We start from the raw sequence: 14270 nt of genomic DNA on the forward strand, positions 1-14270 counted from the left end.
GCCTAGTCCACAGCAGTGACTTCGTATTCTCCGTCCCCAGTGGCGAGATAGTCGAAGTAACCGCCCTTGGGCTTGCCACAGCGGCGCTCACAACCGGAGAAGTGCACGCGGCCCTCGGGCAGGCGGTCATCGGCAATTGCATGAGCGGCATCACCTCGGGTGTCAGCCAGCGACTTTTCGCAACCGGGGCGACCGGTGCAGGCGCTGACGCGCAGCCAGGTGGACTTCCGGTCGAAGATCAGGCCATTGGGCGCCAATACCTTGACGACCTGTTCGGCAACTTCCTCTTCCAAATCGTGCAGAATCAGCGAATACCACGGAGTGATATGGACTGGAACCTGCGTGTGCGAGATAGCTCGGGCCAAACGCGCCGGGAGGACGCCAAAGCGCAGGCCAGCGGCCAGGCTAACCAGCCCATCCGGCTGGTCAATCCAACCGATCTGGCGGGACAGCCCGGCGGTGGCATCGAAGTTCTCAGCCGGGGTCGGCTCCTGCCGACGGACACGCTCGCCCAGTTCCTCGACTAGGCCATCAGCAACGCGCTCGGCCGCATCTGCTTCGGCGATACGCCAGGCCGAGCCACGGCTGTCATTCCACACCTTGGCTGTGGTGATGAGGGCCTCCACGACGTCGTCACGCGAGACAATAAGCCCCGAGGTCGCGCCACCAATGATGAGTTCGAACGTGTTCTCATCGTGGGCGACAACGCCGAAGTCGGGGCGCTCACCAAGGACATCACCACGGCCGTCGTCGAAAGCCATGAGCGTGCGGCCAGGAAGTGTTGCCAGAGACGGCTCCGCAATGAGCGCCGCGTCGAAATCCTGAACCAAGTCGCGGACATCAGCATTACCGCCGACGCGACCGGACAGTGGCGACTGAAGAACGTTGCGCACGCGGTCGTGGCTCGTGGAGGGAACCAGCTTCTCTTCTTCTGCGGCATCGGCGAATGCGCCGGTGTTGGTGATGCCACGAATCTGAACATTGCCGCGGGAAGTGAAGTGAATATCGCCATCACCGAAGTTTTCGGCCAGATCGGCGAGTACGGCAAAGCCCGGCGCGGGGAGAAAACCTCCGGGGAAGCGAAGGCGACCAATTGCGCCATCAGCTGCGATATGAACCTTTCGGGTGCCGGGGCAGCCGTCCTGACGAGTGCGGGTTCCTTGATCAGATGCAGTCATACTCTCAAGAATACGCAAACACACACAGAGCTGAGCCCCCGAAAACAGGGGCACATTATCCAGCCCCTTTCCAGCCCAACGAAACCATCCTGAAGTGGAGTTTTCATACCCCTCCGCAAAAACATACAAATTCTTCACTGAAAATCCACCGATCTACCTTTTTAAAACCTTATTGTTTTCATAACCTAACTTCCTCTGAATTAAGGGAAGTTTTCATTGGGTTTTCAATCTGGGGTTATTCAGGAGATTTCATGCCACATCACGACGCTGAAGCACTCACGCACGAGGCACACGACACCGTCGGCACCGGCCGTGCCTCGACACAGACACGCTCTGCTTCACGACGAAACCGTCGCACAATCCGAACGGGAATCGGGGTAGCGCTAGCAGGTCTTATGACCATCGGCCTGGCTACACCTGCAAACGCACAGCCACTAAACATCCCGGGCCTATCGGATAGTGGGCTGGCGGATAAGGTGTCGTCGTCAAGCGCAAACCGCGAACTGCCTGGTTTCGGCCATGTACCGAACCCGAATATGGAGAGGCTACTCGGCATCGAGAAAGACGATGAGGAGTCTGGTAGCGAGGGCGCAGGCAGGCAGCTGACCCCGGAACAGGCTCGCGTGGCCGCAGCCTCTCCGCTGAATTCTCTGCCGCTGACCCCGTCGCGCACGGCAAATGCCGGCATGCTGGTCAGCAGTGAGGATGCCGAGATGATGGTGAACGACAAGCTGTGGAATGTGGATGCCAAGCGTATTCACTACAACTCCACGGATTCCCTCGGAAATCCCAGTGTGGACACAGCCCTTGTGGTGACGCCGAAGACGGAGTGGAAGGGCAGCGGTCCGCGTCCGGTCGTCGCAATCGCGCCGGGCACGCAGGGTGGCGCGGAAAAGTGCGACCCCTCGGTATCCTCGCAGACCGGCCTAAAGATTGAGTTCGGTCCGTTGGACATTATTGCTCCATACGAGACGATCCCGATGGTCGCGAACTTGAAGCGAGGCGCGACTGTGGTGATGATCGACCACCACCGCAATTCCCAGGGTAACCAGGACTACGTCGACAACATCGCCTCGGCACAGTCGCTGTTTGATGCCGTGTCTGCCTCACACGAGCTCGGCGTGGACAAAAATGCGCCCGTGGGAATTTATGGCTACTCCCAGGGTGGCTCCGCAGCCGCTGCAGCCGCTGAGCGTGCAGGTGTCTACGCTCCAGAGCTCAACGTCGCCGCATCTGCCGCCGGCGGCCCGCCGTCCGATCTCGCAAACGTCCTCGACCAGATTGATGGCACTACGCTGACCGCCGCGATTGCACTGGCAATCAATTCTGTCCTGGATAAGGATCCGGAGCTGCGCCGAGTCCTCAAGGAAGAAATCAGCCCCGAAGGCAAAGAACTGCTGGACAACGTGGGCAACTACTGCGCGGGTGGCTTGGGTTTCCATCACTCGTTTGAAACCACTGACCAGTACACGACTAGCGGTGAGTCACTCAGCGAGATGATTAAGCGCTACGAGCCGGTACAGAAGGAACTCGCACGCCAGCGCGTCGGCAACTTCGTCCCAAATGCGCCGGTGTACCTCTACTCGGGTGAGCATGATGACATCATCCCCATCAACCAGGTTCGCAAGCTGCGCGATTCCTGGCTGAATCTCGGCTTCACCGACCTGGAGTACGTCGAAAACACGACTTCACCGGTGCTACCGAAGACGGGCATTAACCATATCGTTCCGATGCTCGCGGAACTGACTAATGCCACCGACTTCCTCTGGTCCCACTTCCCAGATCAGCCGGCGGAGCAATCGCTGGAACTCTAGCAATAGCCCCTGCAGTAGAGTGATGGAGAAATCCACTGCCATGCCGCTGACGAGAAGCTCGGTGAAAATCCGCACGGTCGCGCCACTGTCACAGTCAGACCTCGTCATCGGTTAGAAGGCAGACTCCCGCCGACCGGGGACGCGTTGCTCCCCAGGAAGTGAATGACTACACCGTGATTCTGCTGCTGTCGACCTCGGATACCGACCTTCTGTCCGCCCGCGCGGCCGCTCAGGCCAACCCGGAGGTGTCCTACCGTTGGGCAAACCCGGCGCGTCTGCTCGACGATGATTTGCCCACGCTTGCCGACGGCGCCGATGTCGTCATCATCCGACTTCTCGGTGGCCGCCGCGCCTGGGAATCCGGCATCGACTACTTTGTGAACTCCGGTATTCCCACCGTCCTCGTCTCCGGTGAGCAGGCACCCGATGCCGAACTCACCGAGTATTCGACAGTTCCCGCAAACGTCGCCACGCAAACGCACATTTACCTGGCGGAAGGCGGCGCAAAGAACCTCGCACAGCTGCACAATTTCCTGTCGGACACACTGCTTCTGACCGGTCTTGGCTTTGAAGAGCCCACTCGCATGCCGGCCTGGGGTTTCCTGGAGCGCGACTCCAAGGTGGCCACGGAAGATTCCCGCGGCACCGTCGGCATTATTTACTACCGCGCCCAGCACCTGGCGGGAAATACGCACTACATTGAGGCGCTTGCTGACGCGGTCGAGGCTCGCGGCTACGTCGCCAAGCCTATCTTCGCCGCGTCCCTGCGCACCGCCAGCGATGAACTGCTGGCAGAGCTAGCTTCCTGCGACGCGCTCATCACCACGGTGCTCGCCGCTGGCGGCAACCGCCCGGCACTCGCGCAGGCCGGCCAGGACGATGACGGCTGGGATGTCGCCGCACTCGCAGACCTGAACATTCCCATCATCCAGGGTTTGGCCCTGACTTCGTCCAAGGCGGCATGGGAGGACAACGACGAAGGTCTGTCGCCGCTGGACGTCGCAACACAGGTCGCCGTCCCCGAATTCGACGGCCGCATCATCTCGGTCGCGTTCTCGTTTAAGGAAATCGACTCCGACGAGCTCATTTCCTACGTCCCGGATCTCGAGCGTTGCGACCGCCTGGCCGGCATCGCCACCCGTTACGCCGCGCTCCGCCACATCAACAACGCTGACAAGCGCGTCGCCGTCATGCTCTCTGCGTACCCGACCAAGCACGCCCGCATCGGCAACGCTGTCGGTCTGGACACACCAGCATCCACGTTGAAGGTGCTGCACGCGCTTGCCGACGCCGGATACAACCTCGGCGACACCACCAAAATCCCCGGATATGCCACCGCCGAGGATGGTGCCGATGAACCAGATGCGTTCATGCACGCCATCATCGAGGCCGGCGGCCAGGACCCGGACTGGCTGACCGAAGAGGTTATGGAGGCAGCCGAGCTTCGCCTGCCCGCTGCCACCTACGAGAAGTTCTTCGCTACCTTGCCGGAAGAACTTCGCTCCGACATGCAGGACAAGTGGGGTGCCGCGCCGGGCACCCTGTACGTCCACCCGGATACCCAGGACATCTACATTGCGGGCCTGACCTTCGGCAATGTCGTGGTCATGGTGCAGCCACCGCGCGGTTTCGGTGACAACCCGGTGGGTATCTACCACGACCCGGATCTGCCGCCGACGCACCATTACCTGGCCTGCTACCGCTTCCTGTCGCTGCCGCAGGCGGAGGGCGGTTTCGGCGCCGATGCCGTGGTTCACATGGGCAAGCACGGCAACCTGGAGTGGCTGCCGGGCAAGACCGTCGGCCTTTCCGCTTCCTGCGGCCCGGATGCTGCCATCGGCGAGCTGCCAATGATCTACCCCTTCCTGGTCAACGACCCGGGCGAAGGCACACAGGCCAAGCGCCGTGCTCACGCCACGCTTGTCGACCACCTCATTCCGCCAATGGCCCGCGCCGAATCCTACGGTGACATCACCCGTCTGGAACAGCTTCTCGACGAGCACCAGAACATCTCCGCCATGGATCCGGCCAAGCTGCCGGCCATCCGCCAGGAGATTTGGACGCTGCTGACCGCCGCGAAGATGGACCGCGACCTCGGCTGGGACGAGCGCCCGGACGAGGAGGTCTTCGATGACATGCTCATGCATGTCGACGGCTGGCTCTGCGAGATTAAGGACGTCGCCATCCGCGGTGGCCTCCACGTGCTCAGCCAGGCACCGGAAGACGAATCCCTGATCGGCACTGTGACCACCATGTTGCGCGCCCGCCAGCTGTGGGGCGGCAAGCAGACCCTGCCGGGCCTGCGCGAAGCTCTCGGCCTGGCCGAGGATGGCACCGATGAACGCCACGCTGTGGACTCTATCGATGCACTGGCTACGGCGCTGGTAACCGCCGTGGTGAAGAATCCCGACCAACCGGTGACACAGATCGCGGCTGATGTGCTCGGCTCCGAGGAATTTGCCGATATCGCGGCACCAAACGGCCTTGATCAGGTTGTCGAGCTGCTGCAGTTCACCCGCGACGAAATTCTCCCGCGCCTGGCTGCTACCGCCGAGGAGATCCCGCGCATTCTTTCCGCTCTCGATGGCGAATTCGTTCCAGCTGGCCCCTCTGGTTCACCACTGCGCGGCCTGGTCAATGTACTGCCGACTGCCCGCAACTTCTACTCGGTTGACCCCAAGGCGGTGCCGTCGCGCCTGGCTTGGGAAACCGGTGTTAACCTCGCCGATGGCCTGATTGAGCGCTACCGCGCCGACCACGGTGAGTACCCCAAGTCGGTTGGTCTGTCGGTATGGGGCACTTCCGCCATGCGTACCTCGGGCGATGACATCGCCGAGGTGCTCGCGTTGATTGGTGTGCATCCGGTGTGGGATGACGCATCTCGCCGTATTGTCGGCCTTGAGCCGATTCCGCTGGAGGAGCTGGGCCGCCCGCGCATTGACGTGACCGTCCGTATTTCCGGCTTCTTCCGTGATGCGTTTCCGCATGTTATCGACCTTTTGGATGATGCGTTTCAGCTCGTCGTCAAGCTTGATGAATCCGATGAGGACAACTACGTGCGCGCCCATGCGAAGGCCGACCAGCAGGAGCGCCCGCGTCGCATCTTCGGTTCCAAGCCGGGCACCTATGGAGCTGGCCTGCTGCAGCTGATCGATTCCGGTTCCTGGCGCGATGACGCGGACCTGGCAAAGGTCTACACGACCTGGGGTGGCTACGCCTATGGCCGCGGTGTCGATGGGGAAGAGGCAGCTGACGACATGAAGACGGCCTACCGCCGTATTCAGGTTGCCGCGAAGAATGCCGATACCCGCGAGCACGATATCGCCGACTCCGATGACTACTTCCAGTTCCACGGCGGCATGATCGCCACGGTCCGCGCACTGACGGGTTCCGCTCCGGAGGCCTATGTGGGCGATTCCACCCGCCCGGACGCCGTGCGCACCCGCACCCTGCACGAGGAGACGCGACGCGTCTTCCGTGCCCGCGTGGTCAACCCACGCTGGATGCAGGCAATGCGTAACCACGGCTACAAGGGCGCCTTCGAAATGGCCGCAACCGTCGACTACCTCTTCGGTTACGACGCGACGGCGCAGGTCATGGATGACTGGATGTACGAAACGCTTACCGACGAGTACGTTGCGAACCCGGAAAACCGCGAGTTCTTTGAACAGTCGAATCCGTGGGCTTTGCACGATATTTCCGAGCGCCTGATGGAGGCCGCCGAGCGCGGTATGTGGGAAAACCCCGACCAGGAACGCATGGATCTGCTGCGCCAGACCTACCTGGATACAGAGGGCGACTTGGAGGAGCGCGCTGACCGGTAGGTAACCGCTAGGCGACCGGTAGGCGACCGCTAGTCGTGGTCTAACCGGCCGATAGCCGTAACCACTTGCTCATCTAGTGGCGGTTACACTGGGGAACTATGAGCAAGTGGTTCACAATTATTTACCTCATCGCCGAGATTGCGGCCTTTATCGCACTTGGTGAATGGATTGGCTATGGCTGGACCGTCCTGCTGGTTCTGGGTCTATTCATTCTGGGATTGGTTTTCGCCGCCATCGAGTTCAAGCGCATCTACCAGAAGTTGCTGCTGGATACTTCTCGTACTCTTACTGAGTACGGACAGAAGCATCCGGAGGAGGCAATCAAGCGCTCGGCAAAGGGCGCGGGACACTTTGTGGCTGACTCGGCAATTCTGTTGGTTGGCTCTTGGCTGATTGCCCTGCCGGGCGTCGTCACCACCGTTGTTGGTTTCCTCATGGTGCTACCGCCGACTCGCTGGCTGATTCGTAAGAGCGGATCGGTGGCGCTGCTCAACGGACTCCGCAACTTCAGTGACCGCAGCATGATGGTGGTCTCTCAGTACGGCATGAACCCCGGTGCTCCAGGAACTGGCGCTGGTGCTGGCGGTTTTTCGGGTTTCCCTGGATTCTCTGGTGGTTTCCCGGGTGCGGATGGCAAGGCCTTCCCACAGGATAAAATCGTCCCACCGGCACCGGACAACGCCTGGGATGATGACCAGGACGACAGCGACAAGCGCTAACTCAAAAACTCGCAAACGTAGAGAGTTCTCTTATACAAGTGCACACTAACCGCCAAGCGCGCTCCAGCGAGCACGGGAACGTCGCTCAGAAAGACGCTTCGAAAGGCATTCCGGAGAATCCGAATCGCTGGCAGGCGCGCTTTCGCGCGCTTACCCCACTAAAGCAGCGCCTCGTTCTCGCCTTCATTGCAATCCTCGCTGGTGGATTGCAGTTCTTAAGCTATGCGCCCATGAGCTGGTGGTGGACGGCCTGGATCGGCCTCGCCCTGCTCATTTTTGCCTTCTTCTGCGCAGCCGATTGGAAATCCAGCGTAGTGGTGGGCTTCAGCTGGGCAACAGCGACGGCACTTTTCTCACTGCCGTGGATCGGCTCCTTCGTCGGCATTGGCCCCTACGTGGCGCTCTCAATTGTGCTGGGTCTCCTGACAATTCCGGCGGCGCTTGCGATGTGGCTGATTGCCCAATCCAGTTTCCCCCTCGCGCTGAAGCTCCCTGGCATGGCCGCTGCGCTCGTGGCAGGGGAGGCGCTGCTAGCCCGCTGGCCTTTCGGAGGCTTCCCCTGGCTCCGCGTTGCCTGGGGGCAGGTCGACGGCCCGCTGGCCCCAGCAGTGGCAATCGGCAGCACTGCATTGGTCACTTTCCTCGCTGCTTGCGTTGGTGCGGGACTGGTCGCGCTCACGCTACGTTCCTATGCAACCTCCGCTGCGCTTTTGGTGGGAGCGTTATTCGTCGGCTGGGTTCTTCCTGCGTGGACCCAACCACTGCCTGAGCCTACGGCCGCTGACAACACCCGTGTCGCGGTTATCCAGGGCAATGTTCCTCGCCTCGGTTTAGAGTTCAATGCCCAGCGCCGCGCAGTCCTGCAAAACCACGCCGATGCCACCAATGAGCTGGCACGACGTGTCCACCAAGGTAAGGAACAGCAACCGGATATCGTCATCTGGCCCGAAAACTCCTCCGATGTCAGCCCGTTTACGGATGGGGAAGCGGCACGCATTATCGAAAACGCCGCGATGAATATTGGCGCTCCCATCGTGGTCGGCACCTTTACCTACACCGATGGGGTGCAAAACACCATGGTGGTCTGGGATCCGCAGACCGGCCCCGGCGACCAGCACGAGAAAATCTATCTCCAGCCCTTCGGCGAAACCATGCCATTCCGCGAGCTACTGCGCCACTTTTCCGACATGGTCGCTCACGCCGGAGACATGACTCCGGGCAACGGCGATGCCGTGGTCACAACGCCAGGCACAGATGGTTTAAAGAAGGTCAATCTAGGCGTGGCCACCTGTTACGAAGTGGTCTTCGATGGCGCCTTCCGCAACGCGGTCAACCACGGCGCAACCATGCTGGCCACGCCCACAAATAACGCCACCTTCGGTTTCACCGACATGACCTACCAACAGCTGGCCATGAGCCGCATGCGAGCCATGGAGTTCCAACGCTCCACGGCCGTCGCCGCAACCAGCGGTGTGAGCGCGATTGTGGATGCGCACGGAGACGTCGTAAAGCAGAGCAAAATCTTCGAGCAGAAGGTACTCACTGAAACTCTGCCTCAGTACGCCCACCTGACTTTTGCAGCCCGCTTCGAGACGTGGATTGAAGGTCTACTGACCGCATTCGGTATTCTTTGTGTGGTTGGTGCCGTCCTGCGTCGCCGTGGCGGAGATGCCAGGGCAGGCGCAGATGAAGTTGATGGCCGGGATACTGAGCAGAACATGCACTAAGGAGAATCACGAGTGACTGCCCTAAATGAGTCGACGCTGGTTGTCATTCCCACTTTCAACGAGCGGGAAAACCTGCCGGGCGTGATTGCACGCCTGCGCGCAGCGGAGCCTCGCGTCGACATTTTGGTTGTCGATGACTCTTCACCAGACGGCACCGGTGAGCTCGCCGATGAAATCGCTGCCGCTGACAAGTCGGACAACGGCGAAGAACACATCTACGTCCTGCACCGCGAGGGCAAGGGCGGTCTCTGGGGTGCGTACCGCGCGGGCTTCGCTTGGGGTCTCGAGCGAGACTACGAGGTTCTCTGCGAGATGGATGCCGACGGCTCCCACGCACCAGAGCAGTTCCATCTGCTGCTGGAGAAGCTCGAGGACGGTGCCGATGTCGTCATCGGTTCCCGCTACATTCCGGGCGGCAAGACCGTCAACTGGCCAATGAGCCGTCAGGTTCTCTCCCGCGGCGGCAACCTCTACATCTCGCTGGCGCTCGGCGCGGGCATCTCGGATATCACCGCTGGCTACCGTGCTTATCGACGGGAAGTTCTCGAAACCCTTGACCTCGAGAACATTGGCAAGGCTGCGTACCTGTTCCAGACCGAGCTCGCTTTTGAGGCTGTACAGGCGGGCTTCTTGGTGGAGGAGGTTCCGATCACCTTTACTGAGCGCGAGTACGGCGAGTCCAAGATGGATGGCAGCTTTGTGAAGCAGTCTCTGCTGCAGGTCACCAAGTGGGGATTCAAGCACCGCTCGCAGCAGGTAAAAAACCTGGGGTCGGAGATTGGTCGCCTGGCTGGTCACGAGTTTAAGCAGCGATTCCGCAAGTAGGGCTAGGGCAGCCCCAAAGATTGCGGCCTGCCCGTGTGGAGACGGGCTGCCTGTATGACTGCGGGCTGCCTGTATGAATGGGGGCTGCCTGTATGAATGGGGGCTGCAAATGTGAAACTGACTTAGTTTATGACAGTTTCAGGCCATTTTTCAGGCCATTTTTGTCATAAACGCAGTCAGTAACTCGGTTCGGCCCGCCGCAGCCAGGCACCAACGAAAAATGGGTCCGAATAAGGAGCAAAACCTTATCCGGACCCGAATTTCAGTGTTTGATTGACGGCTACAAAGCTCTAAAGCTCACTAGCGCAAGCCAGCTCAAACCTTAAGCGTTCTTCTCTGCTTCTTCGGCTTCCTTCTGAGCCTTCAGCAGGCGAGCGGCGTTACGACGACGCTTGCGCAGCAAGTCAACGCGCTCATCCAGCAGCACGTCGAGCTCCTCGATGGAGCGACGCTCACGGAGCATGTCCCAGTGAGTCCTCGGCGGCTTCACCGGCTTGGCTTCAGTGCCTTCGCCTTCAACCAGCTCACCAATCTGGCCATTCTTGCACAGCCATTCACCTGGAATTTCCGCGTCATCCGCGAATGGGACCTCGAAGATCTCACCGGATTCAGTGCGGTAGCGGACCATCATTCGCGGCGCGAGGTCATGATCGCGATCGGTCTCATACGAAACGGCGCCCATGCGACTGCCACGAAGAACTCGATCTGCCATGTGGAACGTGCCCCCTTTGGTAGAAATACTAGACCACACATTATAACGCCTTAATCTGTATTCATGCCATAATTGACTTCTGTGTCAGATCAAAAGCCGAGCACAACTACCGCCAATTGCCAGTGGTGTGGCCGCGAAATGGAGGTCGCTATCCGCGGTCGCCGTCGCAAGTTCTGCAGCCAAGCCTGCCGGCAGCGCGCGTATGAAAAACGCACTGGCGTAGCAAAAGGCGCTTCCAGGCCGATTGCCGAGCGAATCAATTCGGATCTCACGCTGAAGACCGCCACCGATGCCACGAGCAGGCCGGCGGGCGATGACGTCGTAAAGCGAATAGGGGACGGGCTCTTCGAAGTACGTTGTCTCGCCGAAGACTTGCGCACCGCGCTTGACGACGGCATGGAGACTGCCGTCCTGCAGGAGATTACGCAGGAATTGATTATGAAAACGCGTGAAGTGGAACGGTTTATCCCATAGCGGATTAAAAGGATAGGATGAGCACTATGAATTCTGGTGTCCGTAAGTCAATTATTACTTTGATAGCCGTTGCAGTTGTTGCGCTCGCAATTGTTATTGTGGGGCCAGTTTTGTATCGCGTTTTCACGCATGAAGGGGTGCGTACTGGGGATTTCGAGGCCACGGAGCTGCCTGCAGCAACGACTGATGCGAATGGCACCTGGAAGATTGTCGGTGGCGATAACTCACAGAACACCTCCGTTGGCTTTACTTTTAATGAGGTACTGCCGGGCAGCAGGCGGACGACGTCTGGTTCCACCCACGATGTCACCGGCGAGCTGAAGGTTGCTAACAACAATCTTGAGGACGCATCCGTTGTTGTTGATATGGCAACTCTGACTAGCGATATTGAACGTCGTGACATCAATGTCCGCAACAATATTTTCAGTGTTGAGCAGTACCCAGAAGCTAAGTTTGAGCTTGCAGAGCCGCTCGATATTTCAAACATTCCAGATAACGGCCAGTGGGCGAATATCGAGATTCCGGGACGCCTGACCATCCGCGGTGTCACCAATGATGTCACCGTGCCGATGAAGGCCGCTCGTACCGAAAACCTGGTTTTGCTGTCGGGCACTCTGCCAATCAACCGACTGGATTACAACGTGCGCCTGCCACAGTTTGTAGCTGCATCCATCGAGGAAAACGGCGAACTCAATCTACGCATTGTCGCAGAGAAGCAGGACGCGTAGGACGGGTAGGTTTCGCGGCTGGCAGGCACCGCCATCTAAAGAAAATCGCAGTAGCGCTAATCCAAAGAGGCTTATAGCCAGCGAAAATACACCTCGATTCGTCACTGTGACGCAATAAAGCCATTTAGTCACACACCACAGAAATCCTGCCAAAAACAATTTTGGTAGACCAGTTGGGAGTCACAACGATATGAACACCTACGAAGCAATGTTGCTCGCACGAAAGGTGCGAATGGTACTACTGATTATCTTCATCGCGTTCGTGACCTACAAGGGCGTGTGGTGGCTCGCGGCTGTCGGCGTATTCCTGATTGGCATGACTCTGTGGCAGAACAAGCGACTGCGGGAAGAGATTGCCGTTCGCAACGCGGATGAGCTTGCATCGGACGCCAAGGCCAATAAGCAATAAGCCCGACGGCATGGATCAAGCGCCAAGATAGAACACGGCAGCAGAAAAGGCGGCGGCGAAAAAGGCGACAGGCCTGGAAATTCAGAAAACCGCAGGGCCAACCACTTTCAGTATTTGTCCGATAATATACATTATGACATTTTGCCCTTAGGATCCCGTCCTCCCCATTACCGCCGATGCGCCATTGCCGTCAGGTCTAAGGAATTTTTAGTAAGATTTCCCGCATGCCTGAACTCTCAGACACATCCAGCAGCTCAGACAGACCCAATACATCCGACACATCAGATAGATCTGGCTCGTCCGACGACCCAGAGCCTCGCGCCAACGTTGACGGGCTCTCTGTAGCCGCAGTAAGCGCAATCACCGCAGCAACCGCCGCAGCATCCTCAGCGAACGCAGCGAACACTTCAGGTGATGCCGCGTGATTGTATCCGCACTCATCGTCTTAGCGGTCTTTCTATTCCTCGTTTTCGCCAACGCAATTTTCGTTGCTGTCGAGTTTTCCTACCTCACGGTTAACAGGAACGATGTCAAGAAGGCCGCAAACGCCGGCTCAAAGTCCGCATACTTAGTAGACCGTGCTCTATCACGCACCTCTACAAACCTCTCCGGCGCACAGCTGGGAATTACGGTCACCAGCCTCGTCGCTGGTTTCCTTACCGGGCCTTCCCTCGGCGTGCTCCTCGAAGCCGCATTTGGTGGCACTAGCATCTCTCCCGCCACCGTCACTGCAATCAGCACTACGGGCGCTTTCATTATCGCGACTTTCACTCAAATGGTCTTTGGCGAACTCGTCCCCAAAAACTGGGCCATCGCCGAGCCCACGAAAGTCGCAAACCTCGTGGTCAGGCCGCAAAATGCCTTCATGTTCGCATTCGGCTGGCTGGTCTGGCTGCTCAACAGCGCGGCTAATTGGGTACTAAAACGGCTCGGCTTCTCCCCTGAGGAAGAGGTCGCCAGTGCCAGGACCGCGGAGGAACTCCGTGCCGTCGTCACGCGCTCTAGCGATGAAGGAAAGATTAACCCGCAGACCGCCGAGTTGGTGGCACGATCGATTGAGTTCGGCGAGCGCACGGCGGCTGATGTGATGACGCCACGCACGCAGATTATCTTTATCGAAAATCAGAGCGTCGCAGAGATGCTGACGGTCGTCGCAGATTCTGGACATGCACGCTTCCCCGTCGTCGGCAACAGCGTCGACGACATTCGCGGCGTGGTGCATTACACCGACCTGCTCAGCGTGCCACACGCACAACGCTTGACGACGTCGGCTGCGAGCCTGGCCAAAGATGTACTCGTGGTGAACGACTCGACCACACTTGATCCGCTGATGCGTCAACTGCGTGAGGATGCATACCAGTTCGCGGTGGTTGTCGATGAGTACGGCGGCACGGACGGCATTGTGACGTTGGAGGATCTCGTCGAGGAAATCGTCGGTGAAATTGACGATGAACAGGACGATCGTTCGTTGCTCTACAGCCGGATTAGCCCCAATACGGTGATTGTTTCCGGTCTCATGCGCCCTGATGAGTTGGGAGAGATTCTGAATCTGGTTCTACCGGAGGGCGAAGAATCCGACACGATTGGCGGCTTCATCACCGAGCGCTTAGATCGCATGCCGCGCTTCGGCGACACCGTCACGGTCGAAGCCACCGACCATGAAAACCTCGATGACGAGAACTTGCCTACCACCGCTGAAGTTGCTTTTCGAGTCGAGCGCATGGCGCGTCACCGCGTTGGCCGTATTCGTGTCCAGGTGGACCGCGCCGGCAACAAGGTCACGCGCACGGATGAAGGCGCTGACCAGGACGGCACCAGTCACAACCACGTCGAGCACAACAGCGAAAAGGAGGGCTAGAA

General features: G+C 59.1%; 12 protein-coding genes. 9 read left to right on the forward strand and 3 right to left on the reverse strand.

Features of this window, described 5'->3' with window-relative positions; translation table 11 throughout:
• Positions 1-2 precede the first annotated feature (2 nt).
• Complete coding sequence (cobG, locus tag QP995_RS03615) at positions 3-1178, reverse strand: precorrin-3B synthase (protein ID WP_224784079.1); 1176 nt, start codon at positions 1176-1178, stop codon at positions 3-5.
• Positions 1179-1429: 251 nt separating this feature from the next.
• Between cobG and QP995_RS03620 the strand changes: the two genes are divergently transcribed.
• The 5 genes from QP995_RS03620 to QP995_RS03640 all read left to right on the forward strand — a co-directional run bounded on the left by QP995_RS03620 (position 1430) and on the right by QP995_RS03640 (position 10087).
• Positions 1430-2992: a lipase family protein gene (locus tag QP995_RS03620; protein ID WP_049170527.1), complete on the forward strand. Its 1563-nt coding sequence runs from the start codon at positions 1430-1432 to the stop codon at positions 2990-2992.
• Positions 2993-3165: 173 nt separating this feature from the next.
• Complete coding sequence (cobN, locus tag QP995_RS03625; protein WP_284852936.1) at positions 3166-6816, forward strand: cobaltochelatase subunit CobN; 3651 nt, start codon at positions 3166-3168, stop codon at positions 6814-6816.
• A gap of 98 nt (positions 6817-6914) precedes the next feature.
• Positions 6915-7535, forward strand: a complete 621-nt coding sequence (locus tag QP995_RS03630) for an FxsA family protein (protein WP_016422814.1) — start codon at positions 6915-6917, stop codon at positions 7533-7535.
• A 38-nt stretch (positions 7536-7573) separates the two neighbouring features.
• Positions 7574-9262, forward strand: a complete 1689-nt coding sequence (lnt, locus tag QP995_RS03635) for an apolipoprotein N-acyltransferase (protein WP_016422815.1) — start codon at positions 7574-7576, stop codon at positions 9260-9262.
• 12 nt (positions 9263-9274) lie between these two features.
• Complete coding sequence (locus QP995_RS03640) at positions 9275-10087, forward strand: polyprenol monophosphomannose synthase (RefSeq protein WP_016422816.1); 813 nt, start codon at positions 9275-9277, stop codon at positions 10085-10087.
• Between the two features lie 322 nt (positions 10088-10409).
• Here the strand turns inward: QP995_RS03640 and QP995_RS03645 are convergent, their stop codons facing one another.
• Positions 10410-10799 carry an RNA polymerase-binding protein RbpA gene (locus tag QP995_RS03645; RefSeq protein WP_005511311.1) on the reverse strand — a complete coding sequence of 130 codons (390 nt, stop codon included), beginning with the start codon at positions 10797-10799 and terminating at the stop codon, positions 10410-10412.
• An 81-nt stretch (positions 10800-10880) separates the two neighbouring features.
• On the opposite strand from QP995_RS03645, the gene QP995_RS03650 reads away from it, so the two are divergent.
• The 3 genes from QP995_RS03650 (at position 10881) to QP995_RS03660 (ending at position 12410) form a co-directional block, all read left to right on the forward strand.
• Positions 10881-11273, forward strand: a complete 393-nt coding sequence (locus QP995_RS03650; RefSeq protein ID WP_224783748.1) for a hypothetical protein — start codon at positions 10881-10883, stop codon at positions 11271-11273.
• A 17-nt stretch (positions 11274-11290) separates the two neighbouring features.
• On the forward strand, positions 11291-12001 hold the full coding sequence (locus tag QP995_RS03655) for a YceI family protein (RefSeq protein ID WP_070653051.1): 711 nt from the start codon (positions 11291-11293) through the stop codon (positions 11999-12001).
• A 190-nt stretch (positions 12002-12191) separates the two neighbouring features.
• Entirely contained in the window at positions 12192-12410 is a 219-nt protein-coding gene (locus QP995_RS03660) for a hypothetical protein (protein ID WP_070602658.1), read from the forward strand.
• Positions 12411-12606: 196 nt separating this feature from the next.
• Here QP995_RS03660 and QP995_RS03665 read toward each other — a convergent pair whose 3' ends face one another.
• Positions 12607-12816, reverse strand: coding sequence for a hypothetical protein (locus tag QP995_RS03665; RefSeq protein ID WP_141737797.1), 210 nt, complete (start codon positions 12814-12816; stop codon positions 12607-12609).
• 15 nt (positions 12817-12831) lie between these two features.
• Between QP995_RS03665 and QP995_RS03670 the strand changes: the two genes are divergently transcribed.
• Entirely contained in the window at positions 12832-14268 is a 1437-nt protein-coding gene (locus QP995_RS03670) for a hemolysin family protein (protein WP_284852915.1), read from the forward strand.
• Positions 14269-14270: the final 2 nt, after the last annotated feature.

It is taken from the genome of Corynebacterium sp. MSK032, from assembly GCF_030232065.1.
Lineage (GTDB): Bacteria > Actinomycetota > Actinomycetes > Mycobacteriales > Mycobacteriaceae > Corynebacterium > Corynebacterium jeikeium_D.

Coding starts and splice junctions, on each gene's coding strand:
- QP995_RS03655 (WP_070653051.1), top strand. CDS start 11,291: ATGAGCACTATGAATTCTGGTGTCCGTAAGTCAATTATTACTTTGATA.
- cobG (WP_224784079.1), bottom strand. CDS start 1,178: ATGACTGCATCTGATCAAGGAACCCGCACTCGTCAGGACGGCTGCCCC.
- QP995_RS03660 (WP_070602658.1), top strand. CDS start 12,192: ATGAACACCTACGAAGCAATGTTGCTCGCACGAAAGGTGCGAATGGTA.
- QP995_RS03630 (WP_016422814.1), top strand. CDS start 6,915: ATGAGCAAGTGGTTCACAATTATTTACCTCATCGCCGAGATTGCGGCC.
- QP995_RS03645 (WP_005511311.1), bottom strand. CDS start 10,799: ATGGCAGATCGAGTTCTTCGTGGCAGTCGCATGGGCGCCGTTTCGTAT.
- QP995_RS03620 (WP_049170527.1), top strand. CDS start 1,430: ATGCCACATCACGACGCTGAAGCACTCACGCACGAGGCACACGACACC.